The sequence below is a fragment of the Mycolicibacterium chengduense genome (assembly GCF_033741155.1).
Lineage (GTDB): Bacteria > Actinomycetota > Actinomycetes > Mycobacteriales > Mycobacteriaceae > Mycobacterium.
Genome location: NZ_JAWQNH010000004.1, coordinates 287,418 through 310,419 on the forward strand (window position 1 = coordinate 287,418; position 23,002 = coordinate 310,419).

10 protein-coding genes are annotated in these 23,002 nt (G+C 70.0%); 1 reads left to right on the forward strand and 9 read right to left on the reverse strand.

All coding sequences use genetic code 11. The annotated features are described in order from the left end of the window. Positions 1-2: 2 nt before the first annotated feature. The 8 genes from SBI67_RS16510 to SBI67_RS16545 are packed head-to-tail and all read right to left on the reverse strand — an operon-like array spanning position 3 to position 19,781. Entirely contained in the window at positions 3-212 is a 210-nt protein-coding gene (locus SBI67_RS16510) for an MbtH family protein (RefSeq protein WP_318981590.1), read from the reverse strand. After that, positions 190-1,509 (reverse strand): NADPH-dependent L-lysine N(6)-monooxygenase MbtG, encoded by a 1,320-nt coding sequence (gene mbtG / locus SBI67_RS16515; RefSeq protein ID WP_318981591.1) that lies wholly within the window; start codon positions 1,507-1,509, stop codon positions 190-192. Before mbtG ends, SBI67_RS16510 begins: the two co-directional genes overlap by 23 nt. Then, positions 1,506-5,936: a non-ribosomal peptide synthetase gene (locus SBI67_RS16520; RefSeq protein ID WP_318981592.1), complete on the reverse strand. Its 4,431-nt coding sequence runs from the start codon at positions 5,934-5,936 to the stop codon at positions 1,506-1,508. Before SBI67_RS16520 ends, mbtG begins: the two co-directional genes overlap by 4 nt. Continuing rightward, a complete protein-coding gene (locus SBI67_RS16525) occupies positions 5,936-11,317 on the reverse strand; it encodes a non-ribosomal peptide synthetase (RefSeq protein WP_413232501.1) in 5,382 nt (1,793 codons plus the stop codon). The genes SBI67_RS16520 and SBI67_RS16525 overlap by 1 nt, the downstream gene beginning before the upstream one ends. Then, a complete protein-coding gene (mbtD, locus tag SBI67_RS16530; protein ID WP_318981593.1) occupies positions 11,314-14,196 on the reverse strand; it encodes a mycobactin polyketide synthase MbtD in 2,883 nt (960 codons plus the stop codon). The genes SBI67_RS16525 and mbtD overlap by 4 nt, the downstream gene beginning before the upstream one ends. Then, positions 14,193-15,518 carry a beta-ketoacyl [acyl carrier protein] synthase domain-containing protein gene (locus SBI67_RS16535; RefSeq protein WP_318981594.1) on the reverse strand — a complete coding sequence of 442 codons (1,326 nt, stop codon included), beginning with the start codon at positions 15,516-15,518 and terminating at the stop codon, positions 14,193-14,195. Before SBI67_RS16535 ends, mbtD begins: the two co-directional genes overlap by 4 nt. Next, positions 15,508-16,275, reverse strand: a complete 768-nt coding sequence (locus SBI67_RS16540) for a thioesterase II family protein (protein WP_318981595.1) — start codon at positions 16,273-16,275, stop codon at positions 15,508-15,510. The genes SBI67_RS16535 and SBI67_RS16540 overlap by 11 nt, the downstream gene beginning before the upstream one ends. Beyond that, positions 16,272-19,781 (reverse strand): non-ribosomal peptide synthetase, encoded by a 3,510-nt coding sequence (locus tag SBI67_RS16545; protein WP_318981596.1) that lies wholly within the window; start codon positions 19,779-19,781, stop codon positions 16,272-16,274. Before SBI67_RS16545 ends, SBI67_RS16540 begins: the two co-directional genes overlap by 4 nt. A 105-nt stretch (positions 19,782-19,886) precedes the next feature. Here SBI67_RS16545 and SBI67_RS16550 point away from each other — a divergent pair, with 105 nt between their 5' ends. Then, entirely contained in the window at positions 19,887-21,545 is a 1,659-nt protein-coding gene (locus SBI67_RS16550; protein WP_318981597.1) for a (2,3-dihydroxybenzoyl)adenylate synthase, read from the forward strand. A 31-nt stretch (positions 21,546-21,576) separates the two neighbouring features. Here SBI67_RS16550 and SBI67_RS16555 read toward each other — a convergent pair whose 3' ends face one another. Beyond that, complete coding sequence (locus tag SBI67_RS16555) at positions 21,577-22,917, reverse strand: salicylate synthase (protein ID WP_318981598.1); 1,341 nt, start codon at positions 22,915-22,917, stop codon at positions 21,577-21,579. Between the last annotated feature and the right edge of the window lie 85 nt (positions 22,918-23,002).

A 23,002-nucleotide genomic window follows, 5' to 3' on the forward strand; every position in this document is an offset into this window, starting at 1 on the left:
GCTCAGGACATCGCGTCGCGCAAGCTTTTGGGCCTCAGGTCGGTCCAGCTCTCCTCGACGTAGGCCACGCAGTCGGACCGGGTGCTCGCACCGAACACCACCCGCCAGCCGGCCGGCACGTCGACGAACGCCGGCCACAGGCTGTACTGCTCCTCATCGTTGACCAGAACGTAGAAGGTGCCGTTCTCGTCATCGAACGGATTGGTGCTCATGACTGCTCCTCGTCGCGGGAATGGATGTGGCGGGGTTGGGGGTGCCGAACGCCGGTGAGCCGAGCACCCGGTCGGACAATCGGCCCAGGCAACTGAGATTCGGGAAGCCGGGCCCCTGGGTCAGGCCGGCCAGCCCGGGCAGGAACAGCTTCGGCTCGACATCTTCGACGGCCAGGTCGTGACCGATCGCCTCCTGGATCCGGTCACCGGTCAACGGCCCACCCAGCCCGAGTTCGAGCACGTCGAGGGCCTCCTGGCGCAGCAGCGGCTGGAACCACATCGCGTTGGCGCCGGACCCGTCGATCACCAGGTCGAAACCGTGCACCGTCTCGAACCGTTCGCTGCCCCGTTCGGTCTCCAGGGTGAGCCGGATACGTTCGTCGCGGGCCACCGCGTGGGCCACCCGCCCGCGCAGGTGCCGGATCCGGTCGTCGGCGAGCAACGCCTCCTGCACGCGCACCGAGAACACCCCGCGGTCGGTGCGGTTCATCGCATCCCGCTTCTCGGCCAGGGTCAGCCCGTCCCAGTGGGTCGGGTCCGAATACAGCGTGTTCTCGAAGAAGCCCTCACCTCGGGTGAACAACGTCACCTGCGGCGAAATCACGGTGATGGTCGAAACCCGGTGCCGGAACAGTTCATCGAGCATGGTGCCGGCGGTCTCACCCCCGCCGATGACGGCCACCCGATCGGCGGCGATCAACTCCTGCCCGGCGGCCCAGTGCCAGAACTGCGCGATGGACAGCACCCGCGGGTTACCGGGCAGCAATGAGCGTTCCGCCTGCCCGGGCCCGGTGATCATCAACGCATCGGCCCGCACGGTCTTCTCCCGGGTGGTCAGCTCCCACCCTGATCCGGCATCGCCGTGCTGCAAGCCGATCCCGGTCACTTCCCCCAGCGTCACCGACATTCCGACGCGGTCGGCCACCCACTGCAGGTACTGGCTCCACCGCCGGTGGGTGGGCGCGGGCCTGCCGCGATCCACCCATTCGGCGAACTGCCCGGTGCCCACCAGGTAGGACTGCCAGCTGTGCCGCATCATCCGCTCGTCCAGCTCGGCGTTGCGTCGCGGCACCAGGGCCGACTGGTACGGGAAGCCGACATCCTTCTCCGGGCCGGTACCCAGCCGGTGTGCTCCGTCGGTCCAGCCGCCGGCGGCCTGCCAGTTGGCTCCGATCGCGGTGCGTTCCACCGCGATCACCTCCGGGGCCTGCACGCCCATGGCACGCAGTTCGGCCGCTTTGGCCGCGACGGCAACGGCTTTGGCTCCGGCGCCGATGATGGCCAGCGTCTGTGTCATGGTGCGATCACCTCTCGTAGGGCGTCCTGCCACATCGCCTGCAAGGTGGCGATGTCGGCGGCGGACAGGATGTCGGGCAGGGTGCGCCACTGGCTGCCCAGTACCGGCACCCCGTTGCGTTCGATGAGTGCCACGTTGAGCGTGAGTTCGTGGCGGACGGCCAGGCCGGGTTCCGGGGTCGGGGACAACTTGGCCAGCAGCGCGCGGTCGGGCACCAGGGCTTCCGAGCCGCCCGCGTGGTGGATGCGGCCCAGATAGTTCAGCAGCACCTGCGGATCACGATGCGCACAAAGCCGTTCGGCGGTGTCGGTACGCAGGTACCGCAGCAGCGCATAGTCGATACCGTCGCCGGGGATCGGCGCCACGGTGTCGTCGACGACCCGCATTGGGTAGATCGCGCTCAACAAGCCGACGGTGTCACCGGTGTCGATCCGGCGGGCGTCGCGGGCCAACCCGGCCGCCACGACAGCGTCGGCGCGGCCATGGGTTTCCAATGCCAGCAACGGCGCGGGCGTCGCCTGCCCGCGGGACCGCCGCCAGGCGGTGATCATGCGGGCGGTGGCCGCCGCCAGGAGATCAGGCAGCACACCGGCCGTGGCCAGGGCCGTCACCTCCGGATCGGTGAAGGACATGCTGACCACCACATCGCCGACCCGGTCGGTGGCCGGGCAGACCCGACGGCTGCCCAGTTGCGGATCGTCACCGATGAGCTGCGCCTCCCAGAAGTCACAGGTGTCCAGCTTCAGGGCACGCTCGGCCAGGATGTCGGACCACCGCCGCAACGACGTGTGCTCCCGCACCTTCGGTGGCGGGTGCCCGGAAGCCACTGCATGCCAAGCAGTTTCCAGCTCACCGAGGACGATCCGCCACGACGCCGGATCCATGGCCAGCACATGTGCGGTCAGCAGCAGCACATCGGCCCCACTGTCGTGGTGCAGCAGCACCGCACGCACCATCTCCCCCGCCACCGGCTCCAGGCAGGCGAGTGCGAATTCGGTGTACTGGGCCACGGCCGCCACCAGGTCACCGGCGACCGATGCCTCGGTGAGCACCTCGCCGACCGGATGCGGGACGAGGGTCATGGTGGCGGGGTCCAGCCTGCTGCGCAGCGCCTCGTGACCGTCGATCACGGCGCGCAGCACCGTCTCCAACCGGTCCCGGGTCACGCCGCGGGGCAGCCGGATCGCTTCGGTCTGCGCCAGCCGGCGTGAGTCACCTTGTGCCAGTAGCCAATAGCCGGCGGGCAGCAACGGGATGGGACCGGTGTCTTCCGGGTCGGCATGTTCATCGGCTGCATCGGCATCGAGGGCCTCCGCGAGTTCACGGATGCTGGCACATTCGAGCATCAGCCGGGCCCGCATCGCGATACCGCGGCGGCGCACCGCCTGCACCACCGACAGCGCCACGATGCTGTCCAGGCCGAGGTCGAGGAAATCCGCGGTGACGTCCACCCGCGTGACGTCGAGCAGATCGCCGAGAACCTCGGCGAGTACGGTCTCGGTAGCGGTGGCCGGACCGGTCACCTCGTCGCCGTCGCGCCGAACGTCCAGCGCGGCCAGCGCGGCGTGATCGACCTTGCCGTGCGCGGTCAACGGGATCTCGTCGACCGCGATGATGTGGTGCGGGACGAGATATCTGGGCAAGGTGTTGGCCAGATGCCCGCGCAGCGCTGCGGTCCGGTTCGCGCCGAGACTGTTCCCCGTCGCTTCGCTCGCCTGGAGTTCTTTCCCCGTCGCTTCGCTCGCCCGGAGTTCTTTCCCCGTCGCTTCGCTCGCCTGGAAAAAAACCACATAGGCGATCAGGCGTGGACCGTTGCGGTGCCGACGCACCGCAACATGCGCATGCGATACGTCGGGGTGGCGGTGCAGGGCCGCGACCACCTCACCGGGTTCGACCCGGAAGCCGCGGATCTTCACCTGATCGTCGCTGCGGCCGATGAACTCCCACGCGCCGTCCGGCCCGCGGCGCACCACGTCACCGGTGCGGTACATCCGGGCGCCGGGGGTGAACGGGTCGGCGACGAACCGGCCGGCGGTCTCCCCCGTCCGGCCCAGGTAGCCACGGGTCAGCTGACCCCCGGTCAGGTACAGCTCGCCGGCCACGCCGTCGGGCACCGGCCGCAGCCAGCCGTCCAGCACCCGCGCGGTGGTGGGGCCGGTGGGCTGACCGATACAGGGCCGGCGGTGCTCGGCAATCCTGGCGACGACGGCCTCCACGGTGGTTTCGGTGGGGCCGTAACAGTTGTGCGCGCGCAGCCCGGTCCGGGCGCATTCGGCTTGGATGGCGTGCCAGGCGGCGGTGTCGATCGCCTCACCGCCCAGCGCCAGCAGCGCCAGCGGGACGGTGCTCAGCAGCCCCGCGGCCCGCAGCTGCCCGAACATCGACGGGGTGGTGTCGATCATGTCCAGGCGGAACCGGGCGATCTCGGCGACCAGCGCCTCGGCGTCGCGTTGCACGGCGTCGCCGATGATGTGGACACGGTGCCCGTCCAGCAGGGCCACCAGCGGTTGCCAGGCAGCGTCGAAGGTGAACGACCAGGCGTGCGCGATGCGTAACCGCCGTCCGGCCGGCCGCAGCACGTTGCGCGCGTGGTCGGCCGCGTAGGCCAGCAGCGCCTGGTGAGTTCCGATGACGCCCTTGGGTTTTCCGGTGGTACCGGACGTGAACACGATGTAGGCGCCCTGGCCGGGCCGCACCGGCGCTGGGGTGAACTCGGGTATCGGTGCATCGGCGACGGCGGCCAGGACGGTGTCGTCGACGATGACCGCGGCACCGGTCTGCCCGAGGATGTCGTCGATGCGGGCGGCCGGCATGCCGGGATCCAAGGGCACGACCATCCCGCCGGCCTTGAGCACGGCCAGCATGGCGACGACGTAATCGGGTCCGCGGCGCAGCAAGATCGGTACCGGGGTCTCGGTGGACACCCCACGGCGGACCAGTTCGGCGGCCAGCCGGTCGGCGGCCTCGTCGAGTTGCCGGTAGGTGAGTTCCCCGCCATCCCAGCTCAGGGCGACCGCTCCCAACCGGTCGGCGGCGGCCTCGGTGAAGGCGGTGTGGAATCCGCCCGGGTCGGTGTGGGTGTTCTTGGCGGGCGGCGCCGTCGCCTCGTCGTCGACGGTGACGGCAACCTCGCGCAGCGGGCGATCCCAATGCGCCAGCAGGCCGCGCACCACTGCCAGCACCCGCCGCCCGAGGATCTGCGGGTCTACCAGCCCCAGTGCGCCGTCCAGGGTTTCGACCAGGACGGTGAGCCGGCCGTGGGTGGGGTGTGCGGCGATGGTGACGGGGAAATGGGACAGGCTTTGCAGCGCGGACGGCCGAAGCACGGCACCGCCGAGATCGACATCGCCGCTGCCGACGAGGCCGCCCGGCGGGAAGTTCTCGTATACAAGCAGGGTGTCGTACAACTCGCCGATCCCGCCGACCGACCGCAACTCGGTGTGACTGAGATAGCCGTGGTCGCGCAGTTCGGCGGCCTCGCGTTGCAGCGCAAGGCATTGCGCGCCGACACGGCCCGCCGGGTCGAGGCGGACCCGCAGCGGCACGGTGTTGATGAACAGGCCGACCATGGATTCGACCCCGGCCAGGTCGTCGGGCCGGCCCGACACCGTCACCCCGAACACCACGTCCGAGCGGTCGGTGCAGACGGACAGGATTGCGGCCCAGGCCATCTGGAACAGCGTGCTGACGGTGACACCGCGGGCGCGGGCGGTATCGAGCAGCTCGGAGGTGGCGGTGTCGTCGAGGGTCACCTCGGTGCGCCGCGGCAGGCCGGGGCCGACCTGCAGACCGGAGAGCGCGGGCGCCAGCATGGTCGGACCGTCCAGGCCCGCCAGGTGGGCGCGCCAGCGCTGCCGGCTGACTTCCGGGTCCCGGGCGGCCAGCCACCCGATGTAGTCGCGATACGGCCGGGGTTGCGGCGGCAGCGCCAGCAGATCCCCGCCGCCCCGGTACAGCCCGAGTAGTTCGCCGACGAATACCGGCAGCGACCATCCGTCGATGACGATGTGATGCGCGACGACCACGAGGCGCCACCGCGAATGCGGCATCTCGGCCAGCAGGAACCGGATCGCCGGGCCGCGGGTCAGATCGAACGGGCGCCGCCGAGCCTCGTCCTCCGCTGCGGCGGCCTCGGCCTCGGTGTCGACGACGATGTGCTGCCAGGGCAATTCGAAGGTGGCGGGCACCACCGCGACCGGACGGCTGAGGTTGCCCTGGAAGAAGCCGACCCGGACATTGGGGTGGCGTTCCAGCATCGCTTCGGCGCAGGACCGCAGCAGCGCGGCGTCCAGGCTGCCCTCGACGTCGGCGGCCATCGCGATGAAGTACGGATCGGCGCCGCCGTCGCTGAGGCCGGCCAGCGAGTACAGCCCCTGCTGCAGCGGGCTGAGGGCCATCACGTCGAGGATGGCCGGGGCATCGGTCATTATGTCTGCCACCCCGCCGTCAGCTCGGCCAGCTCGTCGGCGGACAACCCGGAGGCGGCCATCGGGGCGTGCCGGGTGTCGGCGGCCGGTACCTGCCCAGCCTTGGCGTCCAGTGCGGCCGCCAGTTCGGTCAGCACCGGATGCTCGAAGACCATCCGTGCCGTGAGCGGCACCCCGTTGTCACGCGCGCGGGCGGCCAGCTGGACGGCCAGGATGCTGTCCCCGCCCAGGGTGAAGAAGTCGTCGTGTCTGCCGAACTCGTCGACCCCGAGCAACGTGGTGAGCATCGCGGCCAGCGTGCGTTCGGTATCGGTGGCGGCCGGTTCGAACGGGCCCGACGAGGCCGGCACCGGACGCGGCAGCGGCACCCCGTCGAGGCTGTCCAGCACCGTGATACGCAGCGCCGCAAACTCTTCGGGCAGTGCGGCGCGCACGGCGTCGGCGAAGGCGGCGACATCGGCGTACGGGTCGGCGGGCACCACATAACCGGCCAGTACCGAGCCGGCGCGGGTTTCCCAGTACCGGGTGAGCGCGGCGGCCACCCCGGCGACCGCTTCGAGCGCGGCCTGCGCCCGGTGGTCACCGTGCTCGACATGGTCCAGTGCCCCGGTGTCGGTCCAGCGGGCCCGGTCACCGGTACGGTACAGGCGCGTGCCAGGCAGGAACGGGTTGGCCGGATACCGGAATTGTGCCGCGGCAGGGGCGTTCGGGCAAGCCTCGTCGATGGCGCCACCGGCGTAGTACACGTCGCCGATCACCCCCGCCCCGACCGGGGACAGCCACTCGTCGAGTACGTACACCCGGTTCGCGCCCGCGGTCTGCGGCAACCCCGGCTCGGGAGTCGCGGCGGCGCTCCACTGGGCCACCTGCTCGGCGCGGCCGATCGCGATATCGCGCAGGGTGCGGTCGGGGTGGTTGGCGAAGGCGTCCACCACCCGCAGCAGCCAATCGACCAGGCGTTGTGCGGTGGAGCGCTGGTAGAGCTCGGTCCGGAAGATGACGGTGCCCTGGTAACCCGCCGCGGCGGTGGCGAAGAAGTTCAGCGACAGGTCGGCGTGCGCCACATCGAAGGTGGGTTCCAGTGCGGTGAAGCGGGTTTCGCCGTCCTCCGTCACGTCGACGACACGTTCCGTCGGTAGCTCCTCACGCACGTGCACGACCACACCGAACAGCGGGTTGCGCGACAGCGACCGCACCGGGCTGACCGCGTCGACGACCCGGTCGAACGGCAGGTCCTGGTGGGCATAGGCCGCCAGCGCCATCTCGCGGGCCCGCCGGAGTACCTCACGCACGGTCGGGTTGCCGGACAGATCGTTGCGCAGCACGACGATGTTGATGAAAAACCCGATGAGCTGATCGAGCTCGGGTTCGGTCCGGCCGGCCACCGGCGTGCCCAGCGGGATGTCGGTGCCCTCGCCTGCCTTGTGCAAGGCGACGGCCACCGCGGCCTGCAGCAGCATGAACTCGGTGATACCGAGTTCCCGGGTCAGCTCGGCCAGCCGGGCCCTGGTCTCGGCGTCGATGGTGAAGCTCAGCGCGGCACCATCGCCGGTCGGCACCGCGGGGCGTGGGAAGTCGGGCCGCAGCCCGTTCTCCTCGGGCAGCCCAGACAGTTGCTCGGTCCAGTAGTCACGTTGTGCGGCAAGCGCATCGCCGGCCAGCAGTTCGGCCTGCCAGGCCGCGTAGTCGGCGTACTGTACGGGCAGCGGCGCGAACTCGGGTGCGACGCCGGCCCGCCGGGCGCGGTAGGCGGTGAGCACGTCGGTGAACAGCACCCCGGCCGACCAGTGGTCGGCGGCGATGTGGTGCACCACCAGAGACAGCACGTGACATTCGGGGGTGCTCAGCACGGCCGCGCGGATGGGCCGGTCGTGCTCCAGGTCGAAGCAGTAGCGGCGTTCGGCGTCGAGTTCACGCTGCAGCCAGGCGTCGTCGTTGCCGCGGGCGCGGCGCACCGGCACCGGCTCGCTCGGGTTGACGATCTGGTTCGGCGCACCGTCGATTTCGCGGTAGGTAGTGCGCAGGATCTCATGCCGGTCCACGACGTCGGTGACCGCGGCGATGAACGCCTCGACGTCGCTGGGTCCGGTGAGCCGGGCGGCGAACGGGATGTTGTTCACCGGGTTGGGGCCGTCGATGCGGAATTGGAACCATTGGCGCAGCTGCGCGGCGGACATCTGCAGCGGCCCCGTGCGGTTTACGCGAGTCATGGCGGGCCGCCCACTGCCCGTGCCGGTGTCCCGCACTTCATCGATGTGTGCGGCCAGCGCCGCCACGGTGGCCAGTTCGAAGACCTGCTGCACGCCGATGTCGACGCGGCACCGGGCCCGCACGGCGGCAACGAGTTTGGTGGCGAGTAGCGAATGGCCGCCGAGGTCGAAGAACGAGTCGTCGGCGCCGACGGTGTAGCGGCCCAGCAGTTCGGCGAACAGCCCGGCGATGACCCGTTCGGTGTCGGTGCCGGGTTCGCGGTATGCCGTGCCCGCGGAGATCTCGGGGGCCGGCAGCGCGGTCCGGTCGATCTTGCCGTGCGCGGTGATCGGGATCTCGTCGATCTCCACATAGGCGGCCGGGATCATGTACTCCGGCAACGCCGCGGCCACCCGGGCCCGGATCCGGTCCACCTGGACGGCGTCACCGTCGGCGGCCGGGGTCAGGTACGCGACGAGGCTACGGCCCAGGGTCGGCAGATCGCTGACCACGACGACGGCTTGTCCGACCGATGGGTCCACCGAGATGGCGGCGGCGACTTCGCCCAGTTCGATGCGAAAGCCCCGGATCTTGACCTGTTCGTCGGCGCGGCCCACGAACTCGATATCGCCATCGGTGTTACGCCGGGCCAGGTCACCGGAGCGGTACATCCGCCCACCGGGATTGAACGGGTCGGCGACGAAGCGTTCGGCGGTCAGGCCGTGCCTGCGATGGTAGCCGTGCGCGACATGGGTTCCGCCGATGTAGATCTCGCCGATTACGCCGACCGGCACCGGCTGCAGCGCGTCGTCGAGCAGGTGGATGGTGGTGTTGATCTTGGGTGTGCCGATCGGCACGATCCGGGCGCCCTGCTTGCCCTCGACCTTGAACCGGGTGCAGTTGAGCACCGTCTCGGTGGGGCCGTAGAAGTTGTGCAGCAGGGCGTCGAAGGTGGCGTGGAATTTGTCGGCCACCTCACCGGGCAGCGCTTCGCCGCCGATCGGGACGCGTTGCAGGCTGCGCCATTCGCTGACGCCGGGCAGCGACAGGAACAACCCGAGAAGTGATGGCACGAAATGCATGGAGGTGATGCCCTCGTCGCGCAGCAGCGCGGTCAGGTAGCCGATATCGGCGAGACCGCCGGGCTTGGGGATGACCAGCCGCGCACCCGCGGCCAGCATGCCAAACACCTCGCCGATCGACACGTCGAAACCCTGGGAGGCCACCTGCAGCAGCCGGTCGTCCTGGGACACCTGGTACTCGTCGCCGAACCAGACGAAGTACTCGGCGATCGGCCGGTGCGGCACCGGAACGCCCTTGGGCAGACCCGTGGACCCGGACGTGTAGATCAGGTAGGCGGTGTTCTCGGGCAGCAACGGACGGACCCGGTCGGCATCGGTGGGGTCGGCGGTGCCGCAGTTCGACAGGCCCGTGACGGGTTCCCGGATCACCACTTTCGGATCCGAGTCGGACAAGATGTAGTTCAGCCGGTCCTCGGGGTAGCTCGGGTCGACGGGCAGGTACACCGCACCCGCCTTGACGATGCCCAGCGCAGTGATCACCAGTTCCGGCGATTTCTCCAACAGCACGGCCACCCGGTCCTCGGTGCCGACTCCCTGGGCGATCAGCCAGTGCGCCACCCGATTGGCTTCCTCGTTGAGTTCGCGGTAGCTGTAGTGCCTGCCCTCGTACACCACGGCGACGGCCTCCGGGGTGCGGGCCGCCTGTTCCTGCACCAGTGCGGTCAACGTGGTCGGGGGTGTGTCGAAGTGGTCGCCGTGGGACACGGCCTGTAGCCAGTCCTTGTCCTCGGCGGTGAACAGCTCGAGGCGCTGCACCGGGGTGTCGGGCTGAGTCAGCGCGTTGTCCAGCAGTACGGCGAAGTGGGCCAACATGTTCGACGCCAACTCCGCGTCGATGATCTCGGTGAGGTGTTCCGCCTCGACGGTCGCGCCGTCGGCGTTCCATTCGACCATGAAGCCCAGCGGCAATTGGGTGACGTGGCTGCGCAGCTCGGCACGGGTGCACCCGATGCCCGCGGGGCGGAAGCCGCCGCCGTCGGGTTCGCGGAACCCGAAGCTGACGCGGGTCATCCGTTCGGCGCCGTGTCGCCGGTCCGGGTTCAGTTCGGCCACCACCCGGTCCAGGTTGACGCGCTGGTGGGCGAACGCCGCGACGGCGGTGTCGCGTGCTGCGGTGACCAGGTTCCGGAAACTCTGGGTCCCGTTGGGCCGCAACCGTATCGCCACGGTATTGCCGAAGTAGCCGATCGCATCGTCGGTGCCGCGGTTGACCACCGGGCTGGCGACCAGGAAGTCGTCGGCGTGGGTGTAGCGGTGGATCAGCGCCCCGAAGGCGGCCATCAGCACCATGTACGGCGTGGCGCCGGTGTCACGGGCCAATGCGGCGACCTTGTCCACGGTTCCCGCCGCAAGCGCCAACGTGGTGCGCTGCGAACGGAATCCGGTCGGCACCGCCGAGCCGGACGGTCCTGGCAGTTCCAGAGGCTCGGGCGGATCGGCCAGCACGGCACGCCAATGCGCGAGATCCTCCTCGGTGCTGTCGGCCGCCGGCGCCGGCGGGCGCGGGACGGGTCCGAGATCCGCGCCTTCGTAGGCCCGGGTGAGGTCGGTGAAGAACACCCGCCACGAACCGTCGTCCCAGGCGATGTGGTGGGCCACCAGCAGCATCACGTGTTCGTCGGCACCGGTGCGCACCAGCGTGATCCGCAGCGGCGAGTCGGTACGCAGGTCGAACGGGGTGCCGAACTCGCGCTGCGCCAACACCTCAAGGCGCAGTGCGCGCGCCCGTTCGGACTTGTCCGAGACGTCGTGGTAGGCCCACCCCGGCCGCAGATCGTCGTGCACCGTGGACACCGGCGCGCCGGTCTCGTCGGCGGCGTAGGTGGTGCGCAGGATTGGGTGCCTGCGGCCGACGGCGTCGACCGCGGCGTGCAAGGTGGCAGGATCAACCGGACCGGTGAGCCGGTAGGAGACGCACACGTTGAGCAGCACGCCGGTCGGATCGGCGCTCTGCACGAACCACATCCGGCGCTGGCCGTCGGACAACGTCGCGGGATCCGGTTCGGTGGCCTGCGCGGCGGACAGCCCACGCTCGGCGAGTTTGCGCCGCATCAGCTCGAGCCGGGCGTCACGCCCGGTGGTGGCGGGGGCAGCTGCGATATCAGTCACGCGACAGTGCTTTCCTTATCGGAGTTGTGGAGATGATCGATCAGCTCGGTGCCGGTGATACCGCCGAGGATCGTGGCCAGTGGGACCTTGTGCCCGGTGGCCTGCAGGAGTTTCTTGCGCAGGTCGAGGGCCAACAACGAGTCGACGCCCAGATCGAGTAACGACTCCGACAGGTCCAGCGTGGTGGTGTCGGCCACCTTCAGCACCGCCCCGAGTGCGGTCCGCAGGGCACCGGCAGGATCGCTGCCACCGGTGGCGGCGGGGGCCGCTGCGGGTACGGCCGGACCTGCATCGGTGTCACCGAGGAAGGTGTGTAGCCGGACCGGGTCGGCGGAGAACACCAGCGGGTCGGCAGTCCAGTCGCGCAGGCAGACATGTGCGGCCCGGTCCGGGACCATGGCCACCAGACCCGAGCGTTGCACCTTGGCGATCTCGTCCTCGTCGATGATGCCGGTACCCGGCCACAAGCCCCAGCGCACCGCCGTGCAGCGGCGGCCCGCGGCCCGGAGCTGCGCGGCCTGCACGTCGAGGAGCCGGTTGGCCGCGGCGTAGGCGATATGACCCCGACCACCCCATAGCCCGGATATCGACGAGCACAACAGGATTCGGGCGTCGGGACGCAGCGGCCAGGCGGCCGCGAACCGATCGAACCCGGTGACCTTCGCCGTCACGGTCTGTGCGAACGCCGTCGCGGTGAGCCGCCGATGCTCGGTGATGCTGGCCGCACCTGCAGCGTGGATGACCAACGACGCAGCGGCAGAACCGGTTTCGACGATGGCCGCGGCCAGCGCCTCCGGATCGGTGATATCGCAGCGAGCCACGACGACATCGGTGCTCAGCTCGGCGAGCACGCCGGTGTCGACTCCCCCGCGGCTGAGCAACACGATCCGCCGCGCGCCATGGTCGGCCAGGTAACGGGCCAGGTGCAGCCCGACGACACCGTTGCCGCCGGTGATCACCACCTCGTCCAGCACCCCGGAGTCCGGGGTCCACGCGGGGGTGCTGATCTGTTCGTCACGGGTGGACCGCCGGTAGGCGATGCCGTCCCGGATGGCGAACTCCCCGACCGGGCCCAGCAGGATGTCCACCGCGGCCTCGTCCAGCGTTCTGCCCGGCAGGTCCAGGTGCCCGAAGCGGTGATCCGGGAATTCCAGACCCAGGCTGCGGTGCATGGCCCCCAGCGCGGCCTGTGCGGGCAACGGCGCCGGATCGCCTGGACGAACCTGCTCCCCGGCGACCGTGACCAGCCACACGTCACGGTCGGTGCCGCTCAGCGTGTCCGCGTAGGCGAGCAGCCCGGATTCGATCCGACCGGCCAGTTCGGTGGCGGCCTGGGCGGCGTCGGTACCGTCCAGGGCGGGCGCCACCACGATGAGCACGTCGGCATCGGCGGGGTCCGCGGTGGCCAGCCGGTGGGCCAGCGCGGTGCCGAGATCGTCGTCGATGCCGATGACGGCGGCCCGCCGGCCGCCGGCCCTGACCGGGACAACCGGTTGCCACTGTTCGACGGCGACACTGATACCCGCGACCGGTGGCAGCGGCTGCCGTGTGGCCCAGAGGTGTTCAGCCCGCATCGGGGCGAACGGGAAATTCGGCAGCGGCGCGGTCGACCCGGTGAGGTGGCCGGCCCAGCGGTACCCCGGGTCGTTGACGGCGACCGCGGCGATACCGGCCGACAGTCGATCGGTGATCGGTTCGTCGCGTCGGCCGGAGCTGACCGCGAGCACGTCGGGGATCTCAAGATCGTCGACCACGTCGCCGAGCGCGTACAGCAGTGCCGGGTGTGCGGACAGTTCGACGAAGGTTCGCGCACCGCCGTCGAGAGCCGCGGCGACGGCACGGTCGAACCGCACGGTGCTGCGCAGGTTGGTGTACCAGTAGTCGGCGAAATCGGTACCGGCCGCCACGACGGCACCGGTGGCCGAACCGATGAACCGGACCGGGGTGTCGGCGAACGCCCCGGCGGGCAGCAGCGCAGCGAGGTCGGACCGCAGCGGGTCCAGTTTGGTGGTGTGCGCCGGGAACCACATCTCGATCTCGCGGGCGAAGCCGCCGCGGTCGGTGGCATGGCGCACCAGCGCCGCGATGGCCGCGGTGTCGCCGGATACCGCGACCGAGGATTTCGAGTTGACCACCGACACCTCGGCCCAGCCGTCGACATCGGCGGTGGCCTGCTCCGCCGCCTCCGGTGACAGTCCGAGGACGGCGACGCGGTAGGGCCCGGTCAGTCCGTCGAGCAGGGTGGCTCGCGCGACGACGACACCGACCGCCTGGGCCAGGGTGATGGCCCCGGCGGTGTAGGCGGCGCCGATCTCCCCGAGACTGTGACCCACCGTCATATCGGGCAGCACACCGCAGGATCGCCACACCCTGGCCAGGGCCACTCCGTGCACGAACTGGGCGCCCTGGATCTGCACCTGGGTGAAATCGTTGGTCGCCGCGCCGGGCTCGGCCAGCAGGTAGTCCAGCGGTGAGGCGTGTCCGGCGGACGCGAACGCCGCGGCGCAGCGGTCGGCCTCGGTCCGGTATCCGGGCAGCCGGTCATAGGCCTCGACGCCCATCGACGGCCACTGGCTGCCCTGGCCGGGGAACACGAAGGCGACGTTGTGCATCGGTTGTGCGGACCGCGCGACCAGCGGGTGGTCGCCGCGCGCCGCCACGGCGCGCAGGGCGTCGGTCAGCTCAGCGATGTCGGTGGCTCGGATCAGTGTGCGGTGCTTGCGGATTCGGCGGGTGCGCAACGTGGCTGCCGCCACGGCGGGGACCTCGGCGGGCCGCCGCTCCAGGTAGGCCAGGATCGCGGCGGCATCCTGGGCGATGAGGCCCTCGGCGTGCGCGCTCAGCAGTACCGGCACGCGTCCGTCGGGCAGCGCGGTCACCGGCCGTTCCCCGCAGCCGGTATCGCCACCACGATATGGGTGTTGGTGCCGCTCATCCCGAACGCCGAGACCGCTCCGATCCGCACGCCGTCGGTGGCCGGCCACGGTGTCAGCTTGGTGGCCAGTCGCAGGCCTTGTTCTTCCCAGTCGATTTCGCGGCTGGCCTCGTCGGTGTGCAGGCTGGCCGGTACCGAGCCGTGTTGTGCCGAGACGATCACCTTGGCCAGCCCGAGCGCGCCGGCTGCGGCTTGGGTGTGCCCGATATTGGACTTGATCGAGCCCAGCAGTGCCCCGGCGCCCGGCGCGGTGGCACCGTAGGTCTTGGCCAATGCCCGCAGTTCGGTGCGGTCCCCGAGCCGGGTGGCGGTGCCGTGGCCTTCGATCATGCCGACGGCTTCGGGCGCCAGGCCGGCCGCGGCGATGGCCCTACCGAACAGCCGCTCCTGTGCGGTGCCGCTGGGCGCGGTGAGGCCGACGGTGCGGCCGTCGGAGTTGACGGCGGTGGCGCGCACCTCGGCCAGCACCGTCCGGTGTTCGCGAACCGCGGCGGACTTGCGCTGCAGCAAGAACATTCCCGCTCCCTCGGCCCACACCGTGCCACTGGCATGGGCACTGTAGGGACGGCAGTGCCCGTCATCGGAGAGAGCGTGCTGCTTGGCGAACTCGACGAAATAGCCCGGGGTGCCCATCACACAGACACCGCCGGCCAGGGCCATCGCGCAGTCGCCGGCGCGCACGGCTGCAACGGCGGTGTGCAACGCGGCCAGCGCCGAAGAGCAGGATGTGTCGACGGTCAGCGCCGGGCCCGCCAGGTCCAGGGTGTAGGCGATCCGCCCGGAGATCACCCCGAGCGATGTTCCGGTGATGAGATGACCGCTGTGCGAGGAGAATTCCGACAACGGCGGCCCATATTCCAGCGCCGAGGCGCCGACGTAGCAGCCCACGTCGTGGCCCGCGAGGTCATCCGGGTTGATGCCGGCGTTCTCGATGGCGCGCCAGGCCAGCCGCAGCGCGACCCGCTGCTGCGGGTCCATCGCGACGGCTTCGCGGGGCGAGATGCCGAAGAAGGCCGGATCGAATTCGCCCGCGCTGTCCAGGAATCCACCGAGATCGTGGATCTGTTTGAAGCCGTCACGCAGGGAACCGTCGAGCAGTTCGGCGATCGCCCAGCCACGGTCGGTGGGGAAATGCCCCAACGCTTCCCGCCGCTCGGCGAGCAGGTCCCAGAACGCGTCGGCGGTGTCGACACCGCCGGGCGCCTCGACGGCCATCCCGACGATCACCACCGGATCGTCATCGTGCCGCGGCGCATCAGAGCTCATTGATCAGCTCCGCCACGTCCGCGGTGTGGTCGTTGATGTAGAAGTGCCCGCCCTCGAACATCGAGCAGGTGAAGGCGCCGGTGGTGTGGGATTCCCAGCGGCGCAGCATGGTTTCGTCGATCCGGTGATCGCGGTCGCCGCCCAGGGTGTGGATGTCGGCGTCGATGCGCACGTCGTCGGTGCAGCTGTACCGGTTGAACGCGGCGTAGTCGGCGCGGACCGCCATGAGCAGCAGTTCCACGAAGTCCTCGTCGTCCAGCAGCTGAGGGTCGGTGCCGCCGAGATCGACCATCTCGGCGATGATCTCGTCCTGCGCCATCGGCAGCGCCGGCGATGCGGCCACCGCGGCGGGCGCTTCGCTGGCCGACACCCACAGGGCCGCCACCTCGACGCCGCGCTGCTGGGCCAGTCTCGCGAACTCGAAGGCCACCACCGCGCCCATGCAATGCCCGAACAGCCGCAGCGGCGCCAGCCGGTCCCAGCTGCCGGCGGCGAACAGGTCGGCGGCCAGCTCGGCGACGGTGGCCGGCGCCGGGTGAGTCAGCCGGTCCCCGCGGTGTGGGTACTGCAGGACATAGGCGTCGGCACCGGCGGCGGCCAGTGCGGTGCCCAGCGACCGGTAGGCCAGGGCGGCGCCGCCGGCATGCGGGAACACCAGCACGGGCTGCCCGGCTGAACCGATCCCCCGGTCGCTTCGCTCCTGCCCCCGGGAGTACCGCTTGACCCAAGGCGCGAACGTGAGATCTGCGGCGGTCACGAGGCGGTGGCGGCGTCGAGGGCGTGCACCACGTCCGCGTCGTCCATCAGGGCGACCTCCAGATAGAGTTCGGCGACCCGGTCGAGCCGGTCGCTGCCGGCTTCCCTGGCCGTCAGCCGCGCGGCCAGCGCTTCGACGGTGCGGGTGGCGAAGATGTCGGGCACCATCACGGTCGGGGTGTCCAGCCACTCCCGGATCCGCGCCACCGCGGTGGTGGCCAGCACGGAATCTCCACCGAGGGCGAAGAAATCGTCGTCGACGCCGATATCCGACGTGCCGAGCAGTTCACCGATGATGGCCGCCAGCGCCCGCTGCACCGGGGTGACCGGCACTCTGCGGTCATCCGGTCCGTCGGCGACCAGCTCGGCCAGGATGCGAGCGGCGGCCCGCCGGTCGGTCTTTCCGGCAAGGGTGAACGGGATACGCTCGACCACCGCGAGGTGCCGCGGAATCATGTGCGGCGGAACGAGGTCGGTCATCGATTCGGTGATCTGCTGGACGTCGAGCCCGGGATCGTCGACGCTCACCAGCGCGGCCAGCGCGTCGGTGCGGCGGGTACCGGCCACGGGCACGATGCCGGCGACCGCGGCGCGCACGCCGGGGATGCGCTGCAACGCCGCCTCGACATCACCCAGTTCGATGCGGTACCCGCTGATCTTCACCCGGTGATCGGCGCGGCCGACGAATTCCAGGGTGCCGTCCGGCCAGTACCGGGCCAGGTCACCGGTGCGGTACCAGCGCCTGCCGTCGTGCTCGACGAAACGTGTGGCGGTCAGCTCCGGCATGCCGCGGTACCCGGACGCGATGCCGCGCCCACCGATCCACAGCTCACCGGGCACCCAGTCCGGGCAGTCGGCGCCGAACGAATTGACCACGCGCGCCGCGTTGTTCGGGAACGGCACGCCATAGGGCACCGCGGTCCAGGCCGCCGGCAGGTCGGTGCCTGCTTCGTGGATGGTGGCGTGGATCGCGGTTTCGGTGGCACCACCGAGCCCGGCGACCCGGACCCCGGGCGCCAGGGTGTGCAACCGGCGCACCATGGCGGTGCGCACCCAGTCGCCACCGGTGAGTACCACTCGGAGTGTGGAAAGCAGGTCAGCCGTGGCGGTTTCGACCAACATCTCCAGGCTGCCTGGCAGGAAGTTGAGCACGGTGACGTGGTGTTCGTGGATCAGCCGGGCCCAGGTGTCCGGATTGCGGCGGTCCGCCTCGTCCACGGCAACGATCGCGCCGCCGGTGGCCAACGTGGCGAAGACGTCGAGCACCGACAGGTCGCATTCCAGCGTCATCAGCGCCAGACACCGATCGTCCGGCCCGATCTCGAAGTGTCCGTAGAGGAATTCTGCGGTGTTCATCGCCGCGGCATGGGTGACCTCCACCCCCTTGGGCTCACCGGTCGACCCGGAGGTGAACAGCACATAGGCCAAGTCCTGCGGATCGGCGAGCACCGGGGCGAACCCGGGGTCGTTGGCCATCGCGCGGCGCCCGACCCGCAACGCCTCCGGGATCGTCAAGGCGGGCAGCCAGGTGGGTTCCTGGTCACCGCACACCAGGGCCATCCGCACGCCGCCGGTGGCGAGGATGCGCTCGGCCCGTTCGGCCGGCTGATCGACGCCGACGGGTAGATAGATCGCACCGGCGGACAGGATGCCGAGCAGCGCGGTGACCTGGTCGGCGCCCTTGGGGCCGAGCACCGCCACGGTGTCCCCGGGTTTGATACCGGCGGTGTGCAAGGCGGCGGCGACGGCCAGTACGTGCTCGCGCAGTTCGGCGTAGCTCAGTGTGTCGGTCGAGCCGATGACTGCGGTGGCGTCCGGGGTGGCGGCCGCCGAGGCGAAGAAGCCGGCGTGCAGCGGTTGCCCGCCCGGCTCGGCGGTGATGCCGTTGAGCCGATCCCGGACCGCGCGCTGCTCGGCGCCGATCAGCGGGGCGCGGGTGGCCTCCCAGGCGGAGTCGTCGGCGGCCAGCCGCAGCAGCTCGCCGATATGCCGGTCGAACATGGCGTCGATCAGCCCGGCGGGGAACGCGTCCTCACGGACATCCCAGTTCACCAGGATGCCGCCGTCGAATTCGGTGACCTGAGCGTCGAGCAACACCTGCGGCCCTTGCGAGTTGATCCAGACCGGTGTGCCGAAGGTGTCGGTGACCTCGCCGGCGAACAGTTCGCCGAGGCCGAGTGCGCTGGTGTAGACCACCGGGGCCAGCACCTGGGTGCCGCGGTGGCGGCTGAGGTCGCGCAGCACCGACAGGCCCGGGTAGGCGGCGTGCGCGGCCGCGCTGCGGAACGCCGCCTGCACGGCGCGGGACCGGGCGGCGGCAGTATCGGCGGCGCCGAGGTCGATATCGAGCAGCAACGACGAGGTGAAATCACCGACGAGCGCGTCGACATCGGGGTGGTGCTGCTCGCGGCCGAACATCGGCACGTTGAGCAGAAAGCGCGGTTCGGCCGACCAACCGGCCAGCGCATCGGAGAACGAGGCGGCCAGGGCCATCGCCGGCGTGACGCCCCGCCGGCGGGCGGCACCGAACAGGGCGTCGCGGGTCTGCGGGTCCAGCCAATGGTGGCGCCGGGTGGTGTGCCGTGGGTCGGCCTGCTCGGCACGGGGCAGCACCGGCAACCGCGGCGGGTCCGGTAATTCGGGGATGCGTTCGGCCCACCACTGCCGATCGGCGTCGGCGGCCCTGGGCCGGCGTGCCGCGGCGAGCCGGTACTGCCGGTAGGTGTAGCCGAGCGGGGTCAGATCGGCGCCGTTGTAGAGCCGGGTGAGATCCGACATCAGCGTGCGATAGCTCATCGCGTCGGCGGCCTGCATGTCCAGGTCGACGTGCAGCCGGGAGCGGCCGTCGGGCAGCAGGGTCAGTGCCAACTCGAGCACACCGTGCTCGAGCTGCTGGTGCGATTTGACCCGGCGAAGCTGGGCCAGCCGCGCTTCGACGTCGTCGGAATGGCGCAGATCGACCAGCTGTACCGGGAAGGGTTGCGGCACTGGGCCGATGCGCTGTGTTCCGTCGGGAAGGAATTCCACCCGTAACATCGGATGTCGTTCGGCGAGCTGTGTCGCCGCCGCGCTGAGCCGATCGTAATCGATGGCATCACCGTCGAATTCGACGTACAGGTGCCCCGCGACCCCGCCGAGCTGCTGGTCGCTTTCCCGCCCGATCCACATGGCGTGCTGCATCGGAGCGAGCGGAAACGGGGCGTCGAAACTCGAATCAGCTTCGATGTCAAAGGCTTCGGCGTCGTGTTCGGGATCGGACTCTGCATCGTCGCGGCCGATCATCTCTGACCACGCACGGACCGACGGTTGCGCCGCAAGTGACGCGAAGTCGATGTCCAGGCCCTTTTTCCGCCATTTCCCGGCCAACGACATCATCCGGATGGAATCCAGTCCCTGGCTGACCAGATCGACCTCGGGGTCGATGTCCACGGCCGCAACGCCGAGCAGATCGGCGATCTCGTGCCGGATGGTTTCTGCTAGCTCCGAGGCATTCACAGCAACACTCATCACGCCTCCCAACGCCGTCCAATCGCTTAGCAAAGGCTGCCCTAATTTTGAGAAGGCTACCCTATATTCGGATGACCGAAAACTCCTACCCCGAAGGGCAACCACGTGACCCTGAGCACGCCGCAACCGGCGGAATCCGCAGCGCAGACCGCCCTGGCGGCCGGCTTCCGGCCGTTCCCGGCCGACCGTGCGGCGCACTACCGGACCGCAGGCCTCTGGACTGGCCGGACCATCGATGAGCTCCTGCGCGCCGCGGCAGCAACGTGGTCGGACCATCTCGCCGTGGCCGATGCCGCCGCCGCGCACAGCTTCGCCGAGCTGGACGCGCTGGCTGACCGCGCGGCGGCAGGCTTCGCGGCGCTGGGCATCGCGCCGGGTGACCGCGTGCTGCTCCAGCTGCCGAACTCGGCACGCTTCGCCGTCGCGCTGTTCGGGTTGCTGCGCGCGGGCGCCGTGCCGGTGATGTGCTTACCCGGGCACCGGCTGGCCGAACTGACCCATTTCGCGGCGGTCAGCGACGCCGTAGCGCTGGTCATCGCCGACAGCGCAGCAGGATTCGACTACCGGAAGATGGCCGAGGAACTCGTCGCGGCCCATCCGCGGGTGCGTCACGTCATCGTCGACGGCGACCCGGGCCCCTTTCTCCCGTGGTCGGCGTTGGACAGCGACGCCGAGCCACCGGTCGTCGCGCCGGCGACCGACACCCCGGCGCTGCTGCTGGTGTCCGGCGGTACCACGGGCGCACCGAAACTCATCCCCCGCACCCACGACGATTACGTGTACAACGCCACCGCCAGTGCCCGCTTGTGCGCGCTGACGTCCGACGACGTATGCCTGGTTGCGCTCCCCGCCGCACACAATTTCCCGCTGGCCTGCCCCGGCCTGCTCGGCGCGCTCAGCGTCGGCGCCACCACGGTGTTCACCACCGACCCGTCACCGGAAGCTGCCTTCGCGGTGATCGACCGGCACCGGGTGACCGTCACCGCGCTGGTGCCCGCGCTGGCCAAGCTGTGGACGGCAGCCTGCGATTGGGAGCCGCTGGCCCCCAAAGGGTTACGCCTGGTTCAGGTGGGTGGCGCGAAGCTCGGTGCCGACGATGCGGCCGCCCTACGCGCCGCGCTGACGCCGGGGTTGCAGCAGGTGTTCGGGATGGCTGAAGGCCTGTTGAACTACACCCGGCTCGATGACGGGCCGCAGCGCCTGGACCATACCCAGGGCCGCCCCCTGTCAGAGCTGGACGAACTGCGCATCGTCGACGAGGACGGCAACGAGGTGGCTCCCGGCGTCGAGGGCGAGCTGTTGGTGCGCGGGCCCTACACCATCAACGGCTATTTCAACGCCCCGCAGGACAATGCCCGGTCCTTCACCCCGGACGGCTTCTATCGCAGTGGGGACCGGGTCCGACGGCTCGCCGACGGCTATCTGGAGGTGACGGGTCGGGTCAAAGACGTCATCACCCGCGGTGGCGAGACGGTGTCGGCGCTGGACCTGGAGGAACACCTGATCACGCACCCGAGCATCTGGTCGGCCGCGGCCGTACCGCTACCCGACGAGTTCCTCGGTGAAAAGATCTGCGCGGTGGTTGTTTTCAGTGGAAACCCGGTCACCCTCGCCGACCTGAATGCCTACCTGGACGACCGCGGGGTGGCCGCACATTCACGGCCGGACACCCTGGTCGCGATGCCCTCCTTGCCGACCACCGCGGTCGGCAAGATCGACAAGAAGGCGATCAAGAAAACCATTGCCGCGCAGCTGAACCGCTGAAGCGGATTAGCCGCACGGCGGCTGAAGCAGGTCAGCTGCGGGGCACCAGATGCGGTGCCAGCGTGGTGAGTTTCTCGCAGGTCTCCTCGAACTCGCGGTCCGGGTTGGACGCCGCGATGATGCCGGCACCGGCCCGCAGCCAGGTGGCGCCGTCCTGCTCGTAGACCGCGCGCAGGGTCAGGGCAGCATCCATCTCACCGCCCGCCGTGAACATCACCACCGCACCGGAGTACAGCCCGCGCGGGGTCTGGTCCAGCCGCAGGATCGCGTCGACGCTCTCGGCCTTGGGGATTCCCGAGGCCGTGACGGCCGGGAACAACGCCGCCAGCGCGTCCATCCGGTCCAGCGACGAGCTCAACCGGCCGCCGACGGTCGATCCCAGATGCTGCACGCTACCCCGCTCGCGGATGGTCATGAAGTCGTAGACCATGGCGGTGCCGGGCTCGGCGACCTCGGAGATCTCCTGCATGGAGGTACGCACCGAGATGGCGTGCTCGACGATCTCCTTGGAGTCGGATTCCAGTTCGTCGCGGGCGGCGCGGTCCTGGTCGGCACCACGCCCGAACGCCCGGGTGCCGGCCAACGGTTCGGTCAGCACGGTGCCGTCCTCGCGCACCGCGGCGACGAGTTCGGGACTGTAACCGAGCGCCCGAATCCCCCCGAAGCGCAACAGGAATGACCGCACCGGTGTGTTGTTGCGGCGCCCCACCCGATACGTCGACGGGAAGTCCAGGGCGAACGGGACGTCGAAGCGCCGCGACAAGATCACCTTCTGGTATTGCCCGCAGCGGATCTCGTCGATCGCGGTGGCCACCCTGGTTCGGTACGCCGCGGTGTCGGCGCTGACGTCGAGTGGCCGTGGGGCCGGTGTCGGCGCCACGCCCGTGGCGATCAACCGGTCGATGGCCACCGGGTAGGTCGCGTCGCCGCCGATGACCGTGGCCTGGTCCTCGGTGACGAGCACCTGGCTTTCGGGCAGGAAAAGCCGGGCCAGCGGCGTGCCGGGCGGCAGCTGCTCCTGCAGACCGAATCGGTAGGCGCCGAATTCGAAAGCCACCCAACCGAAGACCCGCTGCCCCTCCAGCAGCAGCCGGTCGACCGCCGCCCCGAGGACCACCTCGGGACGCCCGGTCCAGGGTTGTCGGGTCACCTCGCCGTCGGTGATCAGTCGCAGTTCATCGGAGTCCAGTTCGATGGCCACCCGGACATCGCTTGCCAGAATCCACTGGCCGCGGTGTTCGTAGACGAGGTATTCGTGGCCGTCGTTCTCGGCCATCCTGGCCAGTTCGGCCACCACATCGGCGGGGGTGATGCCCGTCGGTAGCGCCAGCGGAAGTACCACAACGTTTTCCGCTCTGGTCTCCACGGTCACCTTTGCCTCACCTTGAGAGTCGACGTCAGCACGAGGTAAATTTAGCCTAACCTAGCTTATTGTTGGCGTCGTACGTCCATGTGAG

Coding starts and splice junctions, on each gene's coding strand:
- SBI67_RS16510 (WP_318981590.1), bottom strand. CDS start 212: ATGAGCACCAATCCGTTCGATGACGAGAACGGCACCTTCTACGTTCTG.
- mbtG (WP_318981591.1), bottom strand. CDS start 1,509: ATGACACAGACGCTGGCCATCATCGGCGCCGGAGCCAAAGCCGTTGCC.
- SBI67_RS16520 (WP_318981592.1), bottom strand. CDS start 5,936: ATGACCGATGCCCCGGCCATCCTCGACGTGATGGCCCTCAGCCCGCTG.
- SBI67_RS16535 (WP_318981594.1), bottom strand. CDS start 15,518: ATGAGCTCTGATGCGCCGCGGCACGATGACGATCCGGTGGTGATCGTC.
- SBI67_RS16545 (WP_318981596.1), bottom strand. CDS start 19,781: ATGAGTGTTGCTGTGAATGCCTCGGAGCTAGCAGAAACCATCCGGCAC.